A 23,882-nucleotide genomic window follows, 5' to 3' on the forward strand; every position below is an offset into this window, starting at 1 on the left:
TCTTAGACGTTGAAACACCGATCTTGACCCGTGCTACACCTGAAGGCGCACGTGACTATTTAGTGCCAAGCCGTGTTTCTAACGGCAGCTTCTACGCGCTTCCACAATCTCCACTGTTGATGGTTGGCGGTATTGACCGTTATTACCAAATTGCAAAATGTTTCCGTGATGAAGACTTACGTGCTGACCGTCAGCCTGAATTCACACAAATCGACGTTGAAACATCGTTCATGAGTGACGATGAATCTGKRYYKAMKGGAWAMWWYMWCCRTKMMGWKRTTSATTGAATTCGACAAATTCMCTCTAAAAAGCAGTGAAAGATCTAGGCGAGCAAGTGACTGCAGATGAAAAAACTGCAATTGAAACTGCAGTAACTGAGCTTGAAGCTTCTACCAAAGAAAATGACGTAGAAGATATCAAAGCGAAAACTGAAGCGCTTCAAAACATCATCATGCCGATCACTCAGCGCGCTTATGAAGCTGCGCAAGGTGCTCAAGGCGGTGCTGAAGGCTTTGATCCAAACGCGTTCCAAGGCGGTGAAGGTCAACAGCAAAAAGCAGATGACGGCGTTGTAGATGCTGAATTCACAGAAGTGAAAGATGACAAAAAATAATTTGTCGCTTTAGCTTTACTCGAAAGAGTTAAAAAAACCGCGCGAAAGCGCGGTTTTTTTATGGTTAAATCATTTACAGATCTAAAAACTGTACAAACTAATCCTTTTAGATTAATTTAAACTCATAAAAAATAATCGATTTATATCGCCAATGAGCCAAGAAACAAAAGATAAACTGATTAAAGCCGCAATTGTACTTTTCGCGCAGAATAATATTGAAAGCCAGTCGGTACAGAAAATTAATGATGCTGCAGGTGTAGCCAACAAATCAGCCTTATACTACCACTTCAAAACACGCTGGGGGCTTGTCGAAGCCGCCCTCAATCATGTACTGGACCCTTATGTTTTCGAAAGCCATTTCTTGCTTCAAGCATTAGATCCGAACAAAATTACGGTTGCATGCGTCGTGGATGCATTAATGAAACCAATGATTAAAATTTTACTGGCTGAAAATGGTTTCTATGCGCTGAAGTTTTTTTCTAGAATGGTCAGCGCAGGAGACGATGGACGGCAGCTGATTGCGCAAAAACTCTCATCTATTGCAATCCTTTCTACAAAACTTTTAGCAAAAGCCATGCCTGGCGCCGACACGAACACCATTAGCATTAAAGTACTGTTTACGTTCAACTCCATTCTGAACATCATCAGTGATAATGGACTGGAAAAATACTGGCCCACAACAATTAAAGATCACAAAGCTATTGGCCAATACCTGCGCGATTACATTATTGGCGGGATTTCCTACAATAATGAAATTTCATATAAAAATTAAAAATTTATAAGATCAGAAAAAACACAGCATCACGCCCTTGCCAATCGTCTTGTTCAGACGGATCCGGATGAAATGAACCCCCTCACATTTTTCCGACCAAATGCAGTATACAAATTAATCCAATTGGATTAATTTAAAAAATCATTAAGAAGATCTCGATTTAAAAGTATAAAAACTGGTCTGAAAAAACGGGCCAAGGAATCAGGACAGTGCGTATCACTCATTCAGCGGTACGCAGCAGATAAAGGAATATGTTTATGTCTAAAGCCAGCTATTCAATCAAATTGCTCACGCTTTCAATATTCAGCAGCCTCATGTTGAGCGCCTGCAATAACAGTAATGATGAAAGTGACAATAATGCGCAGGTTATCACACCGCCTATTCCAGAAACGGACTGTATGTGGCAGGAAGGCCCGAGCAGCCGAATAGGGTCAGGTGAAGACCCGATGAATTTTGCTTACCCAGATTCAAACGTCAATTATTGGTCCAGTGAATTTACCATTCCTGAGGGCGCCAAAGTTTATATTGAAGGCGATTATCCATATGCCCGCCACACATCTCTTGTCAGCTATACATCAGCGGGAGAGCGTGTAAATTCATTGCGCGATGTGGAAATTGAACCGAACAAGGGCGTGACGAATCCATTCATCATTGGCAATACCCGGATGGAAGAAAAGCGTGGCTATCTCACAGAAGTAAAAATTGGCGCTCTGCCTGAAAAGCCAGAACAGAATGTCCTTTACGTGCCTAAAACGGATCTCAATGATGTTGCTCTGATCTATCGGGTATATGTGCCCAATAAGGGCCTGACAGAAAAGGCCGGTGTTTCATTTCCGCGCTATAAAGTTGTGCTGTCAAATGGAGACATTAAGCAAGGTGCTGAAGTCTGTAATGTGCTGAATATTAAAAAACAGCAAATTAAAAATGAAAATGTGCCTGCAGCCTACATTCCCTTGTATAACACATTAAGACCGGTTTTTGGTCTAGGCTATCCTGCACGCGCTGAGCCCAAATGGTTTAAAACCTTTAATGCCGAATTTAATTTCCGATGTATTTTTCAGTATTTTGATGATGGAAAACCTTGTGAAGGCAGAACTCCTGAATCCATTATGAATCAATGGGCAACACCGGATAATGAATATGTACTTGCAGCAACATCCCGTGAATTGGGTAAAGTAGTCACTTTGCACGGCAAGCTGCCAACCACGGCCAAAACATATAATAATGATCTAATCGTCAATGATAGCAATATGCGCTACTGGTCTGTATGTACCAACGAAATGTACACCTCAGCGACCAATTATTGCTTATATGATGAACAGATCAAAACCGATAAAGACGGTTTTTATACCATTGTCGTGGCGAATCCTGAAGATCGGCCAAATAATGCAACAGAGTCTTGCGGATTCAACTATTTACAGCAAAGCCCGCGCGGTGACGGCTATGAGCAAGCCATTGCAGGCGATGGCCATGCTGATTTAGGCATGCTATTGATCCGCAATTTACTTCCAAATGGCGATTTTGCGCAAACGGTTCAAAAAGTAACGGAGTCCGGCACTGAAAAAGCCATTATGGGGGATTATGCACCAGATATAGCCTATATGAGCAAAGAAGACTTCGAGGCAAAAGGCTGCAATTAAACGTTATACGGCGAACAAATGATAAAAGTATCTTGAGATATTTTTATCATTTAATGATTTGCACAGCGCATATTTTTCGCTAAATTGTTCATAACACATGATTCTAAAAAATACGCATGCGCTTTTGGCCTCTCATTATCATCTTAATTTTTGCTGCCTATTTTGCATTTCAAAGCAAGAAGCACCCGCAGCTTCACTATAACGCATGGTCTGACCGCATTTTGCATCCGCTGGATACCCGCCTGCGCTATCAAATTGCAGAAGTCGATCCGCGTTTTGGCATGAGCAAACAGCAGGTCATTCAGCTCAGTCAAGAAGCCATTCAAATTTGGCACAGCGGCACCCAAAAACAGTTATTTGTCTATGATGAGCAGGCCCAGCTGAAAATTAAGCTGATTTATGACGTGCAGCAGGACAATTACAATGCCTTTAAGCAAACTCAGCAGGAACTGGATCATGAACAGAACAGCAATCAGCGCATATCCAATAACTTAGACGCCTCTAAAAGCAGTTTAGAGCAAATGCAGCAAAGCCTGCGTCAGGAGCAGATCCAGCTGCGGGCTGAAGCGGATTATCTGAATCAGCAGCGCATGAGCTGGAGCCGAATTGAAAATGAACAAGGAGAAAACCGCCAGCGGATTGAAGCGCAGTATCATGTCCTGAAAGAAAAATCTCAGCTGCTGCAGCGCAATATCGACTATTACAATCAAATGAATGCGCAGTACAATCAGCAGGTCAGTCAGCACAACAGCAATATTGACCGCTACAACTGGAATATTCTGCAGGCAAAACAACGCTTTCCGCCGCGCGAATTTCATAAAGGCGTATTTATGGGCGATCAAATTCAGATTTATCAATTTGATGCGCAAGATGATTTGCGCCTTACCCTGGCCCATGAATTAGGTCATGCGCTGGGCTTAGGCCATCATGCCGATCCAGAAGCCTTAATGTATCCCGTTTTGGGAGAGCAGGATCTGCAGAATTTCAAACTCAAACCTGCCGATCAAAGCTTGCTGTATGCCCGCAGATAGTGACAGCCGCGGCTAAAACCTTATTTTATTTATGTCTTTACACGTATTTAAACTAAATAAAACTGAATTCATGCTATTGTAAATGCTTAACCCAAACTAAATATATTTGAGTGGAGAGCAATGTGAGTTACTACCATATCTTAATTGAAGTGAATGACCACATCAGCACGATTGAACAGACCCGTGATATCGAAATCTTTGATATTATTGAAATTCAGCCTTATCTCCATTCAATTTTGCTTCCCTTCTTTAATGAGCAGCTGATCGAACTGGAAGATGAAAATCTGGAATTTAAAGATGTGCTGCATTTAGAAGTCAAACAAACTTTGCTGCCGATCAATGACTTGATTGAAGAAGAGCAAAAACTGCTTCCAAGCGATACCGATGTCACCATTACCGCCTATGAAATTTTCAATAACCGTGATTTGAGCCAAGACGTCACCACGATTATTTTTGATCTGCTGGAAGCAATCAAGCTGACCCCTGAAGACTGATTGCAATCCAGTCCATTGAAGCCAGCAATTGCAGCAGGCCTAAAAAAAGCCCTCTTTAGGGCTTTTTTTGAACCGTCGCTTAATCTCTATAAAGAGAAAGATGAACCGCAGCCGCAAGTGGTTGTCGCATTCGGATTCTGCACAATAAAGCGTGAGCCTTCTAAGCCCTCAATATAATCGACTACTGAACCCACCAAATACTGATAGCTAAGTGAATCCACCAGCATTTTTACATCGCCATTGCTGTATTCCGCGTCATCTTCATTCTGGCTTTCTGCAAAGTTAAAGCCATAAGAAAAACCTGAACAGCCGCCGCCCGTCACATAAACACGCAGCATCAATTCTTGATTACCTTCGCTGTCACGCAATTGACGTACTTTATTGGCAGCATTTTCAGTCAGCACAAGGGCTTGGGCATTCATGATCGATTCCTCTGTTCGGTTCACATCTTATAAAAAGACTATTTTTCAAGTATAGCATACTCGATATAAGGTCAATCTTGCAGATTAAAAGCCAAATCAGAGTAATTTTATCAAGATTGTTTGTAGTTCTCATCCTGCAAAGCGCATTCAAAGTTTTTCGGGTCCTGCTTGCAGCGGAACTGCCAAAGCAGCTTCATCATGTGTTTTTCATATACTCCGCGTTTTGTTAGATCAATCCGCGCTTCACGCATCATTTTCTGATAGCCCGCGCGGTCCGCCACAGGAACATCCATCCAGTATTTGCTTGGAATATCAGCCTTCATTTTACCCAAAATGCTGAATGCGCGCGGCAATTGGCCTTTGACCCAATCCCGTGATTTTTGACCATAGCCTTCAGGAAACTTGTCTGGCCGGATAATGAGATTACCTGTCACCTGCAGAATCGGATAATTCACAATCGCGCCTTTGGCCCCTAATCCTTTATGCAATTCCAAAGGCTTAAACACCGCGGCAGGCGCACCGATAATGTCCACCTGCCCATTATTGAATTTCGCGCCAAAATTGGTCACATCTGCGCTGACCGCCTGTGCGCCCACCTGCTGCACCATGATTTTTTGCGCTTCATCGTAATCTAAAACCGCAATCTTTTTACCGGCTGCTTTCGCGACTGTATTGATACTGCGGTCATTTACCAGCAGATAGGCATCCCCTACAGGGATCACGCCGGCAACTTCATATTTGCCATGCACCATGTTTTTTGCAAATGCGGGGTTTGCAAGTCCCTGCATGACTTTAACCGCCAGCTTTAAATCAGGAATTGCGCCAATCGCATCCAAAGATCCGGTAAAAGAGTTAAATTGACGGCCGCGCATGCCGGTTACACTGATACCGTCACATTTTCCGGCTTTAAAATCTTCTGCAATGACCGCTTCATTCTGGCCAACCCGCAGCTCAATATCTGCCCCCCAGTTTTTGGCTGCCAGCTGATAATCTTTCATCAGCGCATAAACATCCCCATTTTTACCCACCAAATCAAATACGCACATCACTTGTTTTGCTTCTGCTGCGCCAGCGGCGGCCATTAGGCCGGCTGTTAAAGCGCATGCTTTCATCCATTGCTTTGTCATTTTTCCTTTCCTTTTGCATTTTTGGGTGACGCTTTTTTGCTTTTATTGTTGGGATTCTTTTTATGCCCAGATTGCGCTTTGGGTATCTGCTGCCTGCCGGCTTCATTGCCCAAGCTACAGCATCCATTCCACGATTACATCATTGCGCGCCCCGCTGTTGAGCTCAATGGCGCAAATGACAAATCAGCGTGTAAAAAAAAGCCTAGACAGATCTAGGCTTTTTCATTAAAAATCAAATTATTCACCGCCAAGTGAACATTCAAAATTGGCTTTATCGACAGAGCATCGGGCTTTTTTCAGCACCGACATCATGCCTGCATCATAAATACCGCGCTTGGTCATATCCATACGGCCTTCACGCAGCAATTTTTGATATTTGGTTTTATCTTCTGCGGTCAGGTTCAGTTTGTATTTTGCTGGAATCCCCGCTTCTAAACGGCTGATCATGGCAAAGCTTTTCGGCAAGTTCTTCACAAACCAGTCACGTGATTTCTGGCCAAAGCCTGCTGGGAATTGGTCTGGACGCACAATAAAGTCTGCTGTGACCTGCAGTACCGGGAAATTGAACATGGCGCCGTTATTGCCTAAACCTTTGTAAATTTCAAGCGGTTTATAAGCATAGGCTGGCGCACCGACCATATCCACCTGTCCATTATTGAACTTTGCTACAAAATTGGAGACATCTGAAATGACCGCTTGCGCGCCTACTCGCTGCACCATGATTTTTTGCGCTTCGTCATAGCCCAATACCGCAAATTTTTTGCCGGCCGCTTTTTCAATTGAATCAATTTTTTTATCACGGACAAAAATAAATGCCGAGCCTAAAGGCGCAATACCGGCCACTTCATATTTTTTACCGCCTAAGTTGCTGACCATTTTGCTTTCGTTGCGTTGATCCAAGGCAAAAGTAATTGCGCGTTTGGCAATTTCATTGCTTGGCGCGCCGCCCAAGGCATCAATCGAGCCGGCAAATTTATTGTATTGGCGCGCACGCATTGCGGTCATGAAAACGCCGTCACATTTTCCGGCTTTAAAATCATTATCGGCAACAGCTTCGTCCTGACGCGGAATCAAATTGACATCAGCGCCCCAGCCCTTTGCAGCCAGCGCCCATTCCTGCGCCATCTGGAAAGACTCACCGGATTTGCCCAGCAAATCAAATACACAGATATCGACTTTTGCTGCCTGCGCCGTTCCTGAAAGTCCTATTGCAGAAACCGCCGCCAATGAGAGGAGTGTTTTTTTCATTGTATTTATCCTTTTTAAATCTTTTGCTTCACGGGTGTCCGTACACGCTACAAATATTAAGCAAGTTGTTTTAAAAAAAATAGAGCATTTACTCCATTTATTTATGTCATTTAGGCCTATTCCGCCATTTTTGAAACACTGACACCCGAAGGTTTCTCAAGTTTTCTTGATTTATTATTAACTTAGCCGATTTTTTAAAACAGCGCTGAATTACACTGCAACCGCTATTTTTTACAAAGCTATAAAAAAACAGCATTATTCCCCGCTAAGCGAGCATTCAAAATTGGTTCTTTCTACCGTACAGCGCGCTTTTTTCAGCACAGTCATCATCACGGCATCGTAAGTTCCCTGCTGCGTCAAATCCATGCGGCCGTCCCGCAATAATTTTTGGTACTCCATTTTGTCTTCTTTCTGCAGCGCAATTTTATACTTCGCTGGAATTTCAGCCTCCATGCGCTTGGCCATGGCGAAGCTTTTCGGCAGCTGTTTCACAAACCAGGCGCGGGACTTTACAGCATAGCCGTCAGGGAATTCATTTTGACGCAAAATTAAATCTGCTGTGACATTCACCACTGGAAAATCAATCATGCCGCCTTTGCTGCCCAAGCCTTTATAAATTTCTAACGGCTTGAATGCATAGGCCGGCGCAGCCACAATGTCGACCTCATTATTATTAAATTTACGAATGAAGTTGGAAATATCAGACATCACAGGCACAGCGCCAATACGCTCCACCATCTGTTTTTGCGCACGGTCATAATGCAAAATTGCAAATTTTTTGCCTTTGGCTTTTTCAACTGTATTCAGGCTCCGGTCTTTGACAAAAATATAGGCCGAACCAATTTGTCCAATACCGGCAACTTCATACGCCTCATTGCCGACTTTGGTGACAAGGCGCTTGTTATTGCGGCTATCCAGCACATAAGCGATGGCTTTTTGCGCGATCTCATTGCTGGGCACGCCGCCTAAAGCATCAATGGAGCCCGCAAATTTATTGTAGGCCCGGGCGCGCATAGACGTCATATAGAATCCATCGCAAATGCCGTCTTTAAAATCTTTTTCGACTTTGGCTTCATCCTGATAAGGCAATAAATTTACGTCTGCCCCCCAAGTTTTGCTCTGCAGTGACCATTCCTCCAGCAATTTATAGGATTCCCCCGCTTTCCCCAACAAGTCAAATACACAGACATTGACTTTGGCTTGAATCTGCATTGAACAAGCCGCTATTCCCAATGCTGATAAAATTAAAATTCCCTTTTTCATTATCTCCGCCTTGTTTACTTTTCACTCAATTCAAGCACCGAATATAGGCAGATTTTTTCATGCCGCATAGATAGAACCTTGAATTTCCGACAAATGCCAAATTAATCACATTCATCAATGCAATATCCCCCCATTGCGCCATAACAAATAAAACCCTTCATTTTTCATTTTTTGTTCGATCTTCCTTTAGAATAGACCCATCTTTTTGGTGTGTTTTGACAGTTTAATGATTCAGTTAGATCAGCTTTCTATACGTCGCGGTGGACGTGTTTTATTTCAAAAAGCCTCCATGCAGCTGCATCCGGGATGGAAAATTGGCTTAACCGGTGTAAATGGTGCCGGTAAATCCACTCTTTTTTCAGCCTTACTGGGCGGTATGGAATCTGACAGCGGGACATTGAGCCGTCCAGCCGTATGGACCGTGGCCCATATGGCGCAAGAAATTAAAGCCTTGGACATGAAGGCGATTGATTTTGTTTTGTCCGGCGATGAAGAATACTGGGATATTCAGCATCAGCTGGATCATCCGGATCAGCTGGATAATGATGCCTTGGCGCATCTTTATGGCCGTTTTGATGAAATCAATGGCTATTCAGCGCCGTCAAAAGCCTCTCAGCTGATGGCAGGCTTGGGCTTTTTTGAGCATCAGTCACAGCTGGATGTTTCGAGCTTTTCCGGCGGCTGGCGCATGCGCTTGAATCTGGCGCGCACACTGATGAGCCGTTCTGACCTGCTGCTGCTGGATGAGCCGACCAACCATTTGGACTTAGATGCCATTTTATGGCTGGAAGACTGGCTCAAAGCCTATGAAGGCACTTTAGTGCTGATTTCGCATGACCGTGACTTTTTAGACGCCATTACCGATCACATTCTGCATATCGAAAACCAAGAACTGATCATGTATACCGGGAACTATTCAACCTTTGAACGGACCCGCAGTGAACGTCTCGCGCAGCAGCAGCAAGCCTATGAAAAGCAGCTGGAAACACGTGCGCATTTGCAAAAATATATTGACCGTTTTAAAGCTCAGGCCACCAAAGCGAAACAGGCGCAAAGCCGGATTAAGCAGCTGGAACGCATGCAGGAACTGTCTGCCGCGCATGTTGACACGCCATTTACCTTCAGCTTCCGTGAACCGACTAAAATGAGTTCGCCTTTGCTTGAACTTGAAAATGCGGACATTGGCTATGGCGATAAATTAATTGTCACCAATGTGAATCTGCAAATCACCCCGACCAGCCGCATCGGTTTACTGGGCATGAACGGCGCCGGAAAATCGACGCTTATTAAATCATTGGTCGGTGATTTACCGCTGATGCAAGGCCTGCGCAAAGATTCTGAACTGCTGAACATCGGTTATTTCGCGCAGCACCAAATGGATGCCTTAGATGGCAATGCCAGCCCGATGCTTCAACTGGCGCGCATTGCTGATAAGAAAATCAGCGAAGCCAGCCTGCGCTCCTTCTTAGGCAGCTTCGGATTCAGCGGCGAGCGCATGGATACGCCAAGTGAAAGCTTTTCAGGCGGCGAACGCGCCCGTTTAGCCTTGGCCTTGATTGTCTGGCAGCGTCCAAATGTACTGATTCTGGATGAGCCGACCAACCATTTAGACTTAGATATGCGCCATGCCTTAACTATGGCTCTGCAAGATTTTGAAGGTGCTGTAGTTTTGGTATCGCATGAGCGTCAATTGGTTGCCAGCGTCTGTGATGAATTGATTCTGGTTCATGGCGGTCAAAGCTGTGAATTTGACGGTGATTTGGTGGCTTACGCGGACTGGCTGCGTCAAGCGCGTATCGATATGATGAAAAATGGTCAAAAACCGGCTGCGCCCATCAAGTCACAGGTTGAAGTCAAACCGGTTATTTCTAAGCTGGATAAAGAAGCGCAGCGCAAAGAAGCAGCCCGCCGACGTGAGGCCAGCCGCCCAATCCGTAAAGATATTGAAAAATTGGAAGCTGAAATTGCAAAAATTCAGCCCAAATTGATACAGATTGAAGAACAGCTGGCAGACAGCGCTTTATATGATGCCAGCCGCAAAGATGATTTGCTCAAGCTGATGAATGAACAGACTGCACTGAATGGCAAACTTGCACAGTCAGAAGAACACATGCTGGAATTGATGATGCAGCTGGAAGAACTCGAAGCTTCATTTGACTGATCCTTCATTTGAATCAAAAATCACCCTGCCCTGCAGGGTGATTTTTTTTCAGGTGTTAAAAGTTTAAGCCCTAAAGGTTAATCCAGCACGGTTAGCCAGACTTAAATCAACATTTAAACTGCATTGATTCCCCGCGCCAAATCAACATTAAAAATAATCAGCCCCGGATATTCATGTATACAGCCCAGCTGTTTTTGCTTTCTTTTTGAGCCTATTTAAAAATCAAACGTGTCTAGAGGCTCTTTCACCGCAAAACACGCACAGACCCTGATTTTTTATGCCGCAGGCAGCGTGTTTTTCAACAGTGCTAAGATTCTTTACATTTCACGGATGCTTCTAAAGCATTTCCATGACTTTTTTGCGTGATACAGAGGTTGAAATTAGATTTAATCCACTGATTTTTTTTATTTATTTAATAAAAAACACTATTGTTAAGAAATTCTTAAAAAGCAAAAAATCACATTCTTTAGAAAATCTTAATTAAGTGAATTTTCAACTAATTAATATTCTAAAGAGCCTGTATTGCGCCAGACAAGCTTTGCTCCAATAAAATAAAACCAGAAAAGCTTTAATTTATGATTAACCGCTCATCACAGCGGTGTTTTAAATTCAAAACCATGCAATATTATAAATTCATAACTCACCAGCCCAATCTGTGGATAAAATTATACGGTTTTTCGTGTTTTTTAATAGTTTAAATTTAAAATTTATCCACAGATGCTATTAATTTAGTCAATAATTTTGCGGCTTTTTTCTTCTTTTCCACGCTTTTATCCAAGAATAAATTAATGCGCTACCGTTCTTTTTGCTTTTAAAAATCTTAATTCTCTAATTTTCCAGGTATCGTCATACACCCAAATTTCTTTAATTTGCTGCTGATTTTCCGCCAAGCCAATCAGCACTACACATTCAGTTTGATCAAAATTGAACTCATATTCCTCAAACTCCACATCTGGTTTCTTCGGCTTCCAAACCCCATTGCGCACAGCATGCGCAATACGGTCATACCGCATATAATTGCTTTCTATTCGGCCATCCTGTTCATATACGACCTTAAAGTGCTCATCTTCATATTGCGCCAACACCTCATAATTGCCGGTAAAAAAGGCATTCACCCAAATATCCCGTATGTGTTCCAATTGATTATTCATCATCGCGACCTCTCTTTTCCGCATGCTAAAACAGCTGTTTCAGGCATCATGACATGCGTATAAGTCAGTTTAATAACAATCATATTGCTTATATTTTAATCTATTTATTAAACATAGCACAAAAAAAACACCCCGAAGGGCGTTTTTTTTAAATGAATCTGTAAACCGATTAAGCATCAATATCCGCGTTCAGCGCATTCTCTTCAATGAAGGCCCGGCGCGGCTCCACATCATCGCCCATCAAGCAAGAGAACATGCGGTCAGCCTCAATCGCATCCTGCACAGTCACCTGCAGCATGTTGCGGTTTTCAGGATCCATCGTGGTTTCCCATAGCTGCTCAGCGTTCATCTCACCCAAGCCTTTGTAGCGCTGAATCATCATGCCGCGGCGCGAGTCTTGAATAATCTGCTGCCAAACCTGATGGAAATTGCTCACAGGAATTTTACGCTCGCCTTTTTGTAAATAAGCGCCATCTTCAATCAAGCTGAACCAGCTTTTTGAGTTTTTCAGCAAGCGCGCATATTCACCTGAACCCAGCAGTCCCGCATCAAGCAAGTATGCATGCGGCAAGTTGTGCACATAGATGGTCAAGCGCGGCAGGTAAGTCTGAATTTTTTGCCCTTCTGGCGTTTCTTTCTCAAAAACTTCCAGAGACAATTCAGGACGCAGGCTCGGCTGCATTTTTTCAATTGCTGCGCGGATGCTCTCACCCCATTGCTGGACATAAGCCTGATCTGCAGTTTGATCCAGCTTAAAGCCTTCTACAGAAATCAATGCATCCAGCAAGCTCGCAGGGTAACGCAAGGTTAAACGGTGCAGGCTTTTTTGCGATGTCTGGTAATCAGCAATCACTTTTGCCAATGCCTCACCGCGGATTGCAGGCGCATCTGCGCTGATATGCAATTCCAGCTCATCAATAGCATTCGAAATTAAATAAGTTTCCAGCGCATCATTATCTTTAAGATACTGCTCTTGCTTACCTTTTTTCAATTTATACAGCGGCGGCTGCGCAATATAGATGTAGCCGCGCTCGACCAGTTCCGGCATTTGACGGAAGAAGAACGTCAGCAGCAAGGTGCGGATGTGCGAACCATCCACGTCCGCATCGGTCATAATAATGATTTTATGATAACGCAGCTTGTCGGGGTTATATTCTTCACGGCCAATACCGCAGCCCAGCGCTGTAATTAACGTGCCCACTTCCTGTGAGGAAATCATCTTGTCAAAACGTGCGCGCTCCACGTTCAGGATTTTACCTTTCAGCGGCAAAATCGCCTGCATCTTACGGTTCCGGCCCTGTTTAGCAGAACCGCCCGCAGAGTCACCTTCGACCAAGTACAGCTCAGACAGCGCTGGATCTTTTTCTTGGCAATCTGCCAATTTCCCCGGCAGTCCGGCAATATCCAGCGCGCTCTTGCGGCGTGTCATTTCACGCGCTTTACGGGCTGCATCACGGGCACGCGCCGCATCAATAATTTTTCCTGCAATCGATTTCGCGGCAGCCGGATTCTCCAGCAGATATTCAGAGAATGACTTATTCATCGCTTGTTCAACTGCGGGCTTCACTTCACTGGATACCAGTTTTTCTTTGGTTTGCGAAGAGAATTTTGGATCAGGCACTTTTACCGAAACAATGGCGGTCAAACCTTCGCGCGCATCATCACCTGACACCACAACCTTTTCTTTTTTAAGCAGGTTTTCACTTTCAAGATACTGGTTTAAACCGCGGGTTAAGGCTGCCCGGAAGCCGGCTAAGTGCGTGCCGCCGTCTTTTTGCGGAATATTGTTGGTAAAGCAGCGGACATTTTCCTGATAAGTATCATTCCACTGCAATGCCACTTCCACTGTAATTCCGCTGTCCGCAGACTCAGATGTAAAATGAAAAATATCATTCAGGTGAGTCTTGCCTTGGTTGATGTATTTGACAAATTCAGACAAACCGCCTTCATAGTCAAAAATATGCTCGGCATTGATACGCTCATCACGCAGTACAATCCGTACGCCGGCATTCAAGAATGACAGTTCGCGCAAACGGCGCGCTAAAATATCTACATTGAAAATCGTTTGGCTGAAAGTTTCAGCACTTGGCCAAAAGCGCACAGTCGTTCCGGTTTCATCCGTTTGACCAACCACTTTCAGCGGATATACAGGATCGCCATGTTTATATTCCTGCTGGTGGATGTGCCCCGCGCGCTGTATCGTTAATTCCAGCTTGCTCGAAAGCGCATTTACCACGGATACACCTACACCGTGCAAACCGCCAGAAACTTTGTAGCTGTTGTCGTCAAACTTGCCGCCCGCATGCAGAATCGTCAGAATGACTTCCGCTGCAGATACACCTTCTTCCGGGTGAATATCGGTAGGAATCCCGCGGCCATTGTCTGAAACACTTACTGATTCATCTTCATGAATAGTCACTAAAATTTCATCACAGTGGCCCGCGAGCGCTTCATCAATGGCGTTATCGACCACCTCAAACACCATGTGGTGCAAGCCTGAACCATCATCCGTATCGCCAATATACATGCCTGGACGCTTACGAACCGCATCCAAACCACGCAATACTTTGATACTAGAGGAATCATAAGCCTTTTCTGTGGTTTGTTCTGTTTGAGAAGCAGCTTGTTGATCTTCTGAACTCATGGTTTCTCCCTAGTGGAAAAATAGGTCTATCCCAAGACGGGTAAAATCTAAAATCATTGTGTGACAGCCTGAACCTGACCGTTTTCGACTTTGAATAATTGATAAGAAATAGACAGATCATGCAAATGATTTTGTACAGATTCATGGTCTAAAGTGGTTATAAAAACCTGGCTGCCAAGCTGGCTCAAGCGATCAATTAAACGTTGTTGTGCGGTTAAATCTAATTCTGCTGTCAGATCATCTAATAATACCACAGTTTCCCTGTTGCAGGCATGCAGCATTGCAATCTGTGACAGTTTTAGCGCCATAATCAAGAGCTTTTTTTGACCGCGGGAAAGCACGGCATCCGCGTCGCCCATCGGGGTTTTCAAGCGCAGGTCAGCGCGGTGCGGGCCGTATTCTGTATAGCGCCGCTCGATGTCCTTATAATGGCTGTTGGTCAGGTCATTCAGCAGCCCGGTGTCACTGTGAAACCCCGGACTATACTCCAGCGCAACATCAATATCCGGCAGCAGCTTCTTCAGATCCTGCACAAAGAAAGCCTGCCACTGCTCAACCGCGCTGGCGCGCTGCATATGCAGTATTTCGCCATAATCTCCAAGCATTTTGTTCCACGGCTCCAAGTCAGACAGACTGAGCTGGCGCTGTGTCTTCAGCAAGGTATTGCGCTGCTTCAGCGCTCGGGAATAATACTGCCATGCATGATAGAACTCCGGTTCCACGTGGAACATCATCCAGTCCAGCATCTGCCGCCGCGGCTTGGCGCCATGATCGATAATGTCGGTGCTTTGCGGGTCAATCAGCTGCAGCGGCAGGATTTTCGCCAGCTGCCCCTGCGTCGCCACCAAATCGCCATTTACCTTAATCAGCTGCTCACCTGACTGCATTTTCTGCATGCCGATTTTATCCGTCGCCGATTGAGCGAAAACAATCGCATCGGCGGCATCGCTTTGAATATAGTGTTTAGGGATATGGGTGCGGAACGACCGGCCCGTCGCCAGCAAATGCACCGCCTCAAGAATCGAGGTTTTGCCGGATCCATTTTGCCCGTAAAAGACATTAAACGGCTGCAGCTCAGAGAGTGCAACCGTTTTTAAATTACGAACACGTTCTACATGTAAACGCGTGATGTGCATAATATTTTAGAAAGATTAAACACGCATCGGCATGACGACATAGGTCTGATCCTGCTGGGTAGGGTCTTGCACCAGCACGGATTGATTGGCTTCGGTCATGGTCATTGAAACATCATCGCCATCCAGCACGCCCATCACTTCCAGTAAATACTGCGCATTGAAAGACATTTCCATCGGCGAATCCGCATACTGAATCGCCAAATCTTCAATCGCTTCGTCCTGTTCCGGGTTATTGGCGCGCAGCTGCAAAGTATCCGCATCAAAATTCAGAAAAACACCGCGTAATTTTTCATTACTTAAAATTGCGACACGCTGTAAAGACTGCTTGAACACATCATGCGCAATAACAACATTTTTGTCGCCGCCGCGGGGAATCACACGGCGATAATCCGGGAATTTCCCGTCAATCAGCTTAGTGGTGAACCGGACCATAATATCGCCCTGCTCTTTATCCTTGCTGGCAATGCTGATAGTGACATTCAGCAATTCACGGCCGATCAATAAAGACAGCTGTTCATCTTCAACGCTGAGCAAACGCTGCAGTTCGCCTACGGCTTTACGCGGCACAATCGCTTGAACCAGCTGCGGCGCATTGGAAGACGCCACTGTTTCACACAAGGCCAGTCGGTGGCCGTCTGTAGTGACTGCCCGCAGCTGATTTTGATCAATCTCAAGCAGCGTGCCGGTCAAATAAAAACGGACATCCTGCACAGCCATGGCAAATGCGGTTTTTTCAAATAAGCGCTTCAATTCACGCTGCGTCACCGTCACTTGCGTGCCTTGCGTGTTCTCATTATTCAGCAGCGGATAATCTTCTGCCGGCAAAGTCCCCAGAACAAACCGGCTGTTGCCTGATTTGAGAATACAGCGCATATCTTCGGTAATCTGCAAGTCAATCAGGGCAGCTGAAGGCAAGGACTTGCAGATATCCATCAATTTACGTGCAGGCACCGTGGTTTCGCCGGCCTGCAGGCAAGCGCCCTCAGACAGCGGCGTGCTGGCAACCAATTCCACTTCCAAATCGGAACCGGTAATGGTCAGCGCCTGCGCTGTAACCTGCACCTTCACGTTAGATAAAATGTTTAAGGTATGGCGACGTTCAACCGCTCCTACGACATGTGATAGAACATTCAGTAAGCTTTCTTTCGCGATTTTCAAACGCACGATACTTTCCTCTAAAAATGAAGATAAAGAATAATAGATTAAATTTTTAACAAGGTACTATGCTGCAGAAAATGCAGCATTGCAAGAACAGAATTTAAGCAAAAAATGATCAGCTCTGGAGCAGGCGGAGCAAGTTTTTGTAGTCTTCATTGAAGATCGGATCTTCTTCACGCAGGCTCTGCACTTTTTCACAGGCATGCATGACGGTACTGTGGTCCCGGCCGCCAAATGCCATGCCGATTTCAGGAAAGCTGTCCCCGGTCAATTCACGGGCCAGCCCCATAGCCAGCTGGCGGGGGCGCGCATAAATGCGGGTGCGTTTCGGGCCAATCAGCTCTTTTAGCGGAATGCGGAAATATTCACTGACCACCCGCTGAATATTTTCCGTGCTGATTGTGCGCGCACGGATTGCCAGCACGTCTTTTAAAGACTCTCGCACCACTTCCAGATCGATCGGCGTGCCTTTAAAGCGTGAAATAGCCACAACCTTGTTGAGTGCGCCTTCCAATTCACGGACATTGGCAACTACCTGCTGCGCAATAAACAAGGCGCAATTGCGCGGCAGTTCAACATTATTGCTTTGCGCTTTTTTCAGCAGAATTTCAATGCGGGTTTCAATGTCGGGCGGCTCTACGCCAACAGACAGGCCCCACGAAAAACGTGAAACCAAACGCGGATCAAGTTCCGTCAATTCTTTAGGATAACGGTCAGAAGTCAGAATAATTTGCTTAGATTCATCCAAAAGCGCATTAAAAGTGTAGAAAAACTCGACCAAACTGGCTTCTTTGCCTGCCAGCAAATGAATATCATCCACCAGAAGCAAATCCAAAGAACGGCAATTTTTCTTAAATTCTTCAACTTTGCCTTGCTGCAATGAACTGACAAAGTCCTGAACAAAACTTTCGGCGGTCATATACATCACACGGGCATTCGGTTTGGCCTGCAGCAGCGCATTGCCGACGGCCTGCATTAAATGCGTTTTACCTAAGCCCGTCGGGCCGTATAAAAATAGCGGATTATGCTGTGAAGCGCCCAGCTGCGTTAACACCTTGCGGCAGGTCTCAGCCGCCATTTGGTTGGAACGGCCTTCTACAAATAAAGAAAATGTAAATAAAGGGTTCAGCTGGCGTTTACGGCCATGTCTTGAGCCCGGTTCATCTTTTTCTTTTTTAGGCTTCGGCACAGGGGCTGGAGCCGTCTCTAAGGCCGCAGCAGTCGTTGCCGGCTGTTCATTGGCGGATAAGATTGCCCCAGGGCGGGAATCCACTAAGATTTCAACTTTACGCACCCGGCCTTCGGACAGCTGCTCAGCCAAAATAGTAATCAACTCTAAGTGATGCTCTTGAATATACCGCGTCCAATAAGGATTCGGGGCAAATAAGCGCAAAGTGTCATCTGCTTCTTCTGCCACTAATGGCCGGATCCACATTGTAAAGACATTGCCGGATAACTCTTGGCGCAAACGAGTTAAGCAATCTGTCCAAAGCATGTGAAAACCCCTTTTTTCATTCCATTGTGCATAAAAATATGTTCTGTCCGCGCAAGCGGGCCGCCATTCTAACCAAGTTATCCACATCTGTCATGGCTAATTCAAGATTATTTGGCTAAAAAATCATAAATCGATCTAAATTTAAATTTAAAACCTGCTGTGGATAACATTACACACAGGCTGTGGATAAAATATAGCATAAAGTTATCCACAATGTATCAAAATCATTAAAACAGGGTTATTCACAGCTTAAAATATTGTTTTATTTTGTTTTTATTGGGATTTCCACAGAAAAAACAGGCCCTAATAGTAATAAATTTAAATTTTTAAATTTGAATTTAATAATAACCAGCCATGATTTTGGGGATAACTCAGCAAAAGGTTTAAATTCAAATTTAAACCGAGACTTGAATTTAAAAACAGGATAGGCTTGTGGATAACCCTATTGATAAACTTGGTGATAAGATATTATCCAATTATAAACAATCTCTTAGCTTGTGTGTAACTGTTTTCTTCTATTTGTTTGAAAACATTTGATTGAAGACGGCTAAATAAAAGATGAACTCAATTTTGAAAGAAAACTTGTTTTTCATTGACAGCTCAAGCAATGAGCACTAAAATCGCGAACCTTTATAGAAAGATCATTTTGGAGTTTCAACATGAAACGTACTTTCCAGCCTTCTGAACTTAAACGTAAACGTGTTCACGGTTTCCGCGCTCGCATGGCTACTAAAGCTGGCCGTCAAGTATTGGCTCGCCGCCGTGCTAAAGGCCGCCATAGCTTAACTGTTTAATCAGTTAGCGCTATAACGACTTGGGCGTTATGACAGCACTTTACGGCTTCAGCACAGATGTACGCATACACTGTGCTGCCGATTACAAAAGTGTATTCGATGGTGCGCTTTTTAAAGTGCATCAGCCCCATTTCTTATTTCTTGCAAAATGCGCCGAACAGCCGAACAGCCGTTTGGGTATTGTCGTTGCTAAGAAAAAAGTGCGCCGTGCACATGAACGAAATCGAGTAAAACGTCTTGCCCGCGAAAGTTTTCGCCTGCATCAGCAGCAATTAGAACAATTAGATATTGTGGTTATGCCGAAAGCCGGTATTGACGCTATACCTAATGCTGAATTGCATCAGCAATTACAATTTGCTTGGCAAAAGCTCAATCGTCTTGCCAAAAAGCATTCAAAAATAGCTCCCTCCCCGCAAAAGTAGAGATGGCCAATGGTACATTTACTGCATTGGTTGATCCGTTTTTATCAGATTGCGATTAGTCCGCTGCTTGGACCCCGCTGCCGCTATATTCCTACATGTTCTCAGTACTCATTGGAAGCAGTCCAGCTGCATGGCGCTGCGCGTGGAACTTGGCTGTCTGTTAAACGCATTTGCCGCTGCCACCCATGGGGCGGATCGGGCTATGATCCAGTGCCGTGCAAAGCAGTTCGTTTTATTTCATTTCAGCAAATAGATTCTCAAACGCTTCACGTTGCTGTACCCTTTCGTGATCGTTTATTGAACCAAAATCACTCTAACCACTTGGGGTAATAGATATGCAACAATGGGCCAGGATTGCAATTCTCGGGGCCATGTTTGTTGTCGCATATTTGCTCATTTTGGCTTGGCAAAAAGATTACGGTCATGCGGACAGCAAACCTCAGCAAACTGCTGCTGTGGTGTCACATGAAGTATCTGCAGATTTGCCGAACAGCCAAACTGCCGCACCATCATCCGATGTGCCGCAGGCAAATATCGCCGCGCAGCAGACAGCAGATGCCACTGCACCTGTAAGTCAACAGCTTGTTTCAGTGAAAACTGACCTTTACCACCTTTGGATCAATCCGAAAGGCGGTGATATTGTTCGTGTTGAATTGCTCAATCATGACAAAAACAAAGACAGCGATGAACCTTTTGTCATGCTGGAAAGCGATGCCAAGCGTACCTATGTCGCTCAATCAGGCCTGATTGGCTTGAATGGTCCTGACAGCGCGCGCAATGGCCGCCCAGCGTATGAAGTTGAAAAAACGGCATACAGCTTAGCGGATGCGAAACCGGCTCAAACCAAAGACGGCAAAGCTGAAAAAGTTTTAACCGTGCCAATGGTATTGAAAACTGCCGACGGCGTGGAAATCATTAAGACTTTCAGCTTTACGCAAGGTGCATACCCTGTTGTTGTCAGCTACAAAATCGTGAACCGCAGCGGCCAGAATTGGCAGGGTCAAATGTTTGGCCAGCTGAAGCGCGACAACTCGGAAGATCCGGGCAAGTCAGATCAGGGCATTTTTACGCTGGGGACATTCCTAGGCGGCGCTTGGGGTTCACCTGATGAACACTATAACAAGCTGAAATTTGCCAACTTCAATGAAGAGAAGCTGAATGTTGAAGCCAAAGGCGGCTGGGTCGCCATGGTGCAGCATTATTTCGTCAGCGCATGGATTCCGGGTGAGCTGAAACTGACTCAAGCGGACGGCCAGCCATTTGCGGCTAAATTGGAGTCGCGTAAATCGAATGATGACATGAACATCATTGGCTTTACTTCACCGACCATCAATGTGCCTGCAGGTACGGCAGCGGAAGTGGATGCCACTTTCTATTCCGGCCCAAAAATCCAATCTGAATTGAAAGATTTGGCGGTTGGGTTAAACCAAACTGTGGATTACGGCTGGTTATGGCCGATTGCGAAGCTGCTGTTCTTAGGCTTGCAATTCTTCCATGGCTTAGTGGGCAACTGGGGCTGGTCAATTATTCTATTGACGGTGCTGGTGAAGCTGATTCTTTGGCCATTGTCGTCTAAAAGCTACCGCTCTATGGCGAAAATGCGTGTGATTGCGCCTGAAATGCAGCGCATGAAAGAAGAATTCGGTGAAGACCGCATGCGCTTCTCGCAGGAAATGATGGCGCTGTACAAGCGTGAACAAGTGAACCCATTGTCGGGCTGCTTGCCACTGCTGCTGCAAATGCCAATTTTCCTTGCGCTGTACTGGGTATTGATGGAGTCAGTTGAACTGCGCCATGCGCCGTGGCTGGGCTGGATTCAGGATTTATCCGCAATGGATCCTTGGTTTATCCTGCCGCTGTTGATGGGTGCGACCATGTTCATCCAGCAAAGCTTGAACCCGCAGCCGGCAGATCCGATGCAGGCGAAAGTCTTTAAAGTCATGCCGATTATTTTCACTGTCTTTATGCTGTTCTTCCCTGCAGGCCTGGTTCTGTACTGGATCTGCAACAACAGCATCACTATTTTGCAGCAAACCTTGATTAACAAGAGTGTTGCCAAAGACCGTGAAAAGCGTGACGGAGCGACCCCAGCAAACTAAGTCGTGCTGATGAGCTGAATAAATCCGCTTAAGATGGTAATCTTAGGCGGATTTTTCTTTGGCTGCCATTTCTGATTTTGAGGTAGATATTTAGGTGAGTACCATGCAAAACCGAACCACCATTGCTGCGATTGCAACCCCGCCGGGCCGCGGCGGGGTTGGGGTTATCCGCCTGTCTGGGCCAAAATCCTATGCCATTGCGGAAGCGCTGAGCCAGACGGCATTGCCGAAGGCGCGCTATGCGGGATTCCGCAAGTTCTTGGATGAGCGCGGTGAAGTGATGGATGAGGGCTTGGTGATTTGCTTTCCAAATCCTAATTCGTTTACCGGGGAAGATGTGGTGGAGCTGCAAGGCCATGGCGGCCCAGTGATTCAAAACGCTTTGCTGGCACGTTTATTGGAACTGGGGGCAACAGCAGCCAAAGCCGGTGAATTTTCCATGCGCGCCTTTGAAAATGGCAAGATGGATCTGGTGCAGGCGGAAGCCATTGCTGATTTGATTGATGCGACCTCACAGGCGGCAGCGCGTTCTGCGGTACGTTCACTGCAGGGCGTTTTTTCCAGCAAAGTCAATACCGTGCTGGAAAACCTGATTCATTTGCGCCTGCATGTGGAAGCCGCGATTGATTTTCCAGAAGAAGAAATAGACTTTTTGGCTGACGGTAAAATTTTAAAATTGCTGGATGAAGTGCACGCTTCGGTGACAGCGGTCCAGCAGTCTGCCCGCCAAGGGCAATTATTGCGTGAAGGCTTGCAGGTGGTGATTGCGGGCAAGCCGAATGCCGGAAAATCCTCGCTGCTGAATGCATTGTCAGGTGTTGAGCGCGCGATTGTGACGGATATTGCGGGCACCACCCGCGATGTGCTGCATGAGAAAATCACCTTAAATGGCTTGCCGATTACTTTGACTGATACCGCCGGCCTGCGTGAAACTGGCGATGTGGTGGAAAAAGAAGGCATCCGCCGCGCCATTAAAGAAATTGAGCAGGCTGATTTGCTGCTGCTGGTGTATGACCTCAGCCAAGGTGAGGACCCGCTGCTGCTGGCCAAAGACTATTTTGCGGAGCACCTTGATCCCAAACGGCTCATGCTGATTGGCAACAAGTGCGATATTACCGGTACAGACGCGGTTTTGAGTGATTATCAGCAGTTCCGTCACATTACGGTATCGGCTAAGCAGGAAACTGGCGTACAGGCATTGATAGATGCGATTACAGCGCATGCAGGCTTCCAGCCAGAAGAAGATACCTTTATTGCCCGTACGCGCCATTTGGATGCAATGAAGCGCACTCAGCTGTATCTGTCTGAAGCGCGTGAACAGCTGACGGTTTATCATGCTGGAGAATTGGTCGCAGAATCTTTGCGCCTTGCTCAAAATGCGCTGGGTGAGATTACCGGTGATTTCAGTGCGGATGACCTGCTGGGCAAGATCTTCGGTTCATTCTGTATCGGAAAGTAATTTCAAATTTTAGCAACGTTCATAGCGATGAATCTTGATATAAAAAAGCACTCCAGTTTTAAAGGCTGGGTGCTTTTTATGCATTGGATAATAGTATCGCTGTTGAGCGTATCGCTTTGACGCAAAAGCTCATGAGATGGATGTGCAGCAACAGGCCAATCAGAAGGTAATTCGGCGGTAATCTCGATACTCCGGTTTCCAGATATGCGCTTCAATGGCTTTTTGCAAGGCGGCTTCATCTATGCATGGGGCAACCCCTTCCTGTATTGCAGCAAGCCCCACATGCAAGGCAATAACTTTAGAGATATCCTGAATCGCATCAATACTTGGCAGCAAATCATGGCTGGGAATTTTCAGCATGGGCGAACAGCCGGCTAAAGCATTGCTCGCTGCCATTAACATCGGGTCTGTCACGCGCGCTGCGCCTGAGGCAATGACGCCCAGACCAATCCCAGGAAAAATATAAGCATTATTGCATTGAGCAATGGGGTAAATATGGCCTTGATAACGTACCGGTGCAAACGGGCTGCCTGTTGCGATTAAGGCTTTGCCCTCTGTCCATTGAATAAGATCTGCGGGAACGGCCTCTGCCCGAGAAGTAGGGTTGGATAAAGGAAAAATAATCGGGCGTTCACAGTTTTCAGCCAGTGCGCGGATAATTTCTTCGGTAAATAAGCCAGGTTGTCCTGCCGTTTTTCATCAAAGGCACAACTGCAGACAAATATTCTTCGTCCGTTGCCGCCGCAAAACCGT

At 45.6% G+C, this 23,882-nt stretch carries 19 protein-coding genes and 3 pseudogenes; 12 read left to right on the top strand and 10 right to left on the bottom strand.

Annotation, left to right across the window (positions count from 1 at the left end):
• The 6 genes and pseudogenes from AZH43_RS14910 to AZH43_RS14935 all read left to right on the top strand — a co-directional run.
• Positions 1 to 245, top strand: a pseudogene (locus AZH43_RS14910) (amino acid--tRNA ligase-related protein); the annotation flags it as partial.
• Between the two features lie 62 nt (positions 246 to 307).
• A pseudogene (locus tag AZH43_RS14915) lies at positions 308 to 613 on the top strand (Hsp70 family protein); the annotation flags it as partial.
• A gap of 151 nt (positions 614 to 764) precedes the next feature.
• On the top strand, positions 765 to 1,385 hold the full coding sequence (locus tag AZH43_RS14920; RefSeq protein WP_067671188.1) for a TetR/AcrR family transcriptional regulator: 621 nt from the start codon (positions 765 to 767) through the stop codon (positions 1,383 to 1,385).
• Between the two features lie 257 nt (positions 1,386 to 1,642).
• Positions 1,643 to 3,025 carry a hypothetical protein gene (locus AZH43_RS14925; protein WP_067671191.1) on the top strand — a complete coding sequence of 461 codons (1,383 nt, stop codon included), beginning with the start codon at positions 1,643 to 1,645 and terminating at the stop codon, positions 3,023 to 3,025.
• 110 nt (positions 3,026 to 3,135) lie between these two features.
• Positions 3,136 to 4,056: a matrixin family metalloprotease gene (locus AZH43_RS14930; protein ID WP_406564630.1), complete on the top strand. Its 921-nt coding sequence runs from the start codon at positions 3,136 to 3,138 to the stop codon at positions 4,054 to 4,056.
• Between the two features lie 110 nt (positions 4,057 to 4,166).
• On the top strand, positions 4,167 to 4,550 hold the full coding sequence (locus AZH43_RS14935; protein ID WP_162840084.1) for a hypothetical protein: 384 nt from the start codon (positions 4,167 to 4,169) through the stop codon (positions 4,548 to 4,550).
• Positions 4,551 to 4,636: 86 nt separating this feature from the next.
• Here the strand turns inward: AZH43_RS14935 and erpA are convergent, their stop codons facing one another.
• The 4 genes from erpA to AZH43_RS14955 form a co-directional block, all read right to left on the bottom strand.
• Entirely contained in the window at positions 4,637 to 4,972 is a 336-nt protein-coding gene (gene erpA, locus AZH43_RS14940; protein ID WP_067671206.1) for an iron-sulfur cluster insertion protein ErpA, read from the bottom strand.
• Between the two features lie 110 nt (positions 4,973 to 5,082).
• Complete coding sequence (locus tag AZH43_RS14945; protein ID WP_171254483.1) at positions 5,083 to 6,084, bottom strand: putative solute-binding protein; 1,002 nt, start codon at positions 6,082 to 6,084, stop codon at positions 5,083 to 5,085.
• A 252-nt stretch (positions 6,085 to 6,336) separates the two neighbouring features.
• Positions 6,337 to 7,347, bottom strand: a complete 1,011-nt coding sequence (locus AZH43_RS14950) for a putative solute-binding protein (protein WP_067671212.1) — start codon at positions 7,345 to 7,347, stop codon at positions 6,337 to 6,339.
• Between the two features lie 255 nt (positions 7,348 to 7,602).
• On the bottom strand, positions 7,603 to 8,610 hold the full coding sequence (locus AZH43_RS14955) for a putative solute-binding protein (protein WP_067671215.1): 1,008 nt from the start codon (positions 8,608 to 8,610) through the stop codon (positions 7,603 to 7,605).
• A gap of 226 nt (positions 8,611 to 8,836) precedes the next feature.
• Between AZH43_RS14955 and AZH43_RS14960 the strand changes: the two genes are divergently transcribed.
• Complete coding sequence (locus AZH43_RS14960) at positions 8,837 to 10,771, top strand: ATP-binding cassette domain-containing protein (RefSeq protein ID WP_067671218.1); 1,935 nt, start codon at positions 8,837 to 8,839, stop codon at positions 10,769 to 10,771.
• 785 nt (positions 10,772 to 11,556) lie between these two features.
• Here AZH43_RS14960 and AZH43_RS14965 read toward each other — a convergent pair.
• From AZH43_RS14965 to dnaA, 5 genes are all read right to left on the bottom strand, one after another.
• Positions 11,557 to 11,925 carry a hypothetical protein gene (locus AZH43_RS14965; RefSeq protein ID WP_081406836.1) on the bottom strand — a complete coding sequence of 123 codons (369 nt, stop codon included), beginning with the start codon at positions 11,923 to 11,925 and terminating at the stop codon, positions 11,557 to 11,559.
• A gap of 166 nt (positions 11,926 to 12,091) precedes the next feature.
• On the bottom strand, positions 12,092 to 14,566 hold the full coding sequence (gyrB, locus tag AZH43_RS14970) for a DNA topoisomerase (ATP-hydrolyzing) subunit B (RefSeq protein WP_067671221.1): 2,475 nt from the start codon (positions 14,564 to 14,566) through the stop codon (positions 12,092 to 12,094).
• Between the two features lie 53 nt (positions 14,567 to 14,619).
• Positions 14,620 to 15,702, bottom strand: coding sequence for a DNA replication/repair protein RecF (gene recF / locus AZH43_RS14975; protein WP_067671224.1), 1,083 nt, complete (start codon positions 15,700 to 15,702; stop codon positions 14,620 to 14,622).
• Positions 15,703 to 15,717: 15 nt separating this feature from the next.
• Positions 15,718 to 16,866 carry a DNA polymerase III subunit beta gene (dnaN, locus tag AZH43_RS14980; protein WP_067671227.1) on the bottom strand — a complete coding sequence of 383 codons (1,149 nt, stop codon included), beginning with the start codon at positions 16,864 to 16,866 and terminating at the stop codon, positions 15,718 to 15,720.
• A gap of 109 nt (positions 16,867 to 16,975) precedes the next feature.
• Entirely contained in the window at positions 16,976 to 18,355 is a 1,380-nt protein-coding gene (gene dnaA / locus AZH43_RS14985; protein ID WP_067671229.1) for a chromosomal replication initiator protein DnaA, read from the bottom strand.
• A gap of 659 nt (positions 18,356 to 19,014) precedes the next feature.
• Between dnaA and rpmH the strand changes: the two genes are divergently transcribed.
• From rpmH to mnmE, 5 genes are all read left to right on the top strand, one after another.
• The gene (gene rpmH / locus AZH43_RS14990; protein ID WP_000831329.1) at positions 19,015 to 19,149 is read left to right on the top strand and encodes a 50S ribosomal protein L34; all 135 of its coding nucleotides are present in this window, start codon (positions 19,015 to 19,017) and stop codon (positions 19,147 to 19,149) included.
• Between the two features lie 29 nt (positions 19,150 to 19,178).
• Positions 19,179 to 19,571 carry a ribonuclease P protein component gene (gene rnpA, locus AZH43_RS14995; RefSeq protein WP_067671231.1) on the top strand — a complete coding sequence of 131 codons (393 nt, stop codon included), beginning with the start codon at positions 19,179 to 19,181 and terminating at the stop codon, positions 19,569 to 19,571.
• 9 nt (positions 19,572 to 19,580) lie between these two features.
• On the top strand, positions 19,581 to 19,901 hold the full coding sequence (yidD, locus tag AZH43_RS15000) for a membrane protein insertion efficiency factor YidD (protein ID WP_067671233.1): 321 nt from the start codon (positions 19,581 to 19,583) through the stop codon (positions 19,899 to 19,901).
• Between the two features lie 5 nt (positions 19,902 to 19,906).
• A complete protein-coding gene (gene yidC, locus AZH43_RS15005; protein ID WP_067671235.1) occupies positions 19,907 to 21,670 on the top strand; it encodes a membrane protein insertase YidC in 1,764 nt (587 codons plus the stop codon).
• A gap of 103 nt (positions 21,671 to 21,773) precedes the next feature.
• Positions 21,774 to 23,129 carry a tRNA uridine-5-carboxymethylaminomethyl(34) synthesis GTPase MnmE gene (mnmE, locus tag AZH43_RS15010; RefSeq protein ID WP_067671237.1) on the top strand — a complete coding sequence of 452 codons (1,356 nt, stop codon included), beginning with the start codon at positions 21,774 to 21,776 and terminating at the stop codon, positions 23,127 to 23,129.
• 159 nt (positions 23,130 to 23,288) lie between these two features.
• On the opposite strand, the pseudogene AZH43_RS18215 reads toward mnmE, so the two are convergent.
• Positions 23,289 to 23,819, bottom strand: a pseudogene (locus tag AZH43_RS18215) (malic enzyme-like NAD(P)-binding protein); the annotation flags it as partial.
• Between the last annotated feature and the right edge of the window lie 63 nt (positions 23,820 to 23,882).

It is taken from the genome of Acinetobacter pragensis, assembly GCF_001605895.1.
GTDB classification, from domain to species: domain Bacteria; phylum Pseudomonadota; class Gammaproteobacteria; order Pseudomonadales; family Moraxellaceae; genus Acinetobacter; species Acinetobacter pragensis.

What these genes read in the sequence shown, in the direction of transcription:
- AZH43_RS14920 (WP_067671188.1), top strand. Translation starts at nt 765, where the DNA reads ATGAGCCAAGAAACAAAAGATAAACTGATTAAAGCCGCAATTGTACTT.
- AZH43_RS14925 (WP_067671191.1), top strand. Translation starts at nt 1,643, where the DNA reads ATGTCTAAAGCCAGCTATTCAATCAAATTGCTCACGCTTTCAATATTC.
- erpA (WP_067671206.1), bottom strand. Translation starts at nt 4,972, where the DNA reads ATGAATGCCCAAGCCCTTGTGCTGACTGAAAATGCTGCCAATAAAGTA.
- AZH43_RS14945 (WP_171254483.1), bottom strand. Translation starts at nt 6,084, where the DNA reads ATGAAAGCATGCGCTTTAACAGCCGGCCTAATGGCCGCCGCTGGCGCA.
- AZH43_RS14950 (WP_067671212.1), bottom strand. Translation starts at nt 7,347, where the DNA reads ATGAAAAAAACACTCCTCTCATTGGCGGCGGTTTCTGCAATAGGACTT.
- AZH43_RS14955 (WP_067671215.1), bottom strand. Translation starts at nt 8,610, where the DNA reads ATGAAAAAGGGAATTTTAATTTTATCAGCATTGGGAATAGCGGCTTGT.
- AZH43_RS14960 (WP_067671218.1), top strand. Translation starts at nt 8,837, where the DNA reads ATGATTCAGTTAGATCAGCTTTCTATACGTCGCGGTGGACGTGTTTTA.
- AZH43_RS14965 (WP_081406836.1), bottom strand. Translation starts at nt 11,925, where the DNA reads ATGATGAATAATCAATTGGAACACATACGGGATATTTGGGTGAATGCC.
- gyrB (WP_067671221.1), bottom strand. Translation starts at nt 14,566, where the DNA reads ATGAGTTCAGAAGATCAACAAGCTGCTTCTCAAACAGAACAAACCACA.
- recF (WP_067671224.1), bottom strand. Translation starts at nt 15,702, where the DNA reads ATGCACATCACGCGTTTACATGTAGAACGTGTTCGTAATTTAAAAACG.
- dnaA (WP_067671229.1), bottom strand. Translation starts at nt 18,355, where the DNA reads ATGCTTTGGACAGATTGCTTAACTCGTTTGCGCCAAGAGTTATCCGGC.
- rpmH (WP_000831329.1), top strand. Translation starts at nt 19,015, where the DNA reads ATGAAACGTACTTTCCAGCCTTCTGAACTTAAACGTAAACGTGTTCAC.
- rnpA (WP_067671231.1), top strand. Translation starts at nt 19,179, where the DNA reads ATGACAGCACTTTACGGCTTCAGCACAGATGTACGCATACACTGTGCT.
- yidD (WP_067671233.1), top strand. Translation starts at nt 19,581, where the DNA reads ATGGTACATTTACTGCATTGGTTGATCCGTTTTTATCAGATTGCGATT.
- yidC (WP_067671235.1), top strand. Translation starts at nt 19,907, where the DNA reads ATGCAACAATGGGCCAGGATTGCAATTCTCGGGGCCATGTTTGTTGTC.
- mnmE (WP_067671237.1), top strand. Translation starts at nt 21,774, where the DNA reads ATGCAAAACCGAACCACCATTGCTGCGATTGCAACCCCGCCGGGCCGC.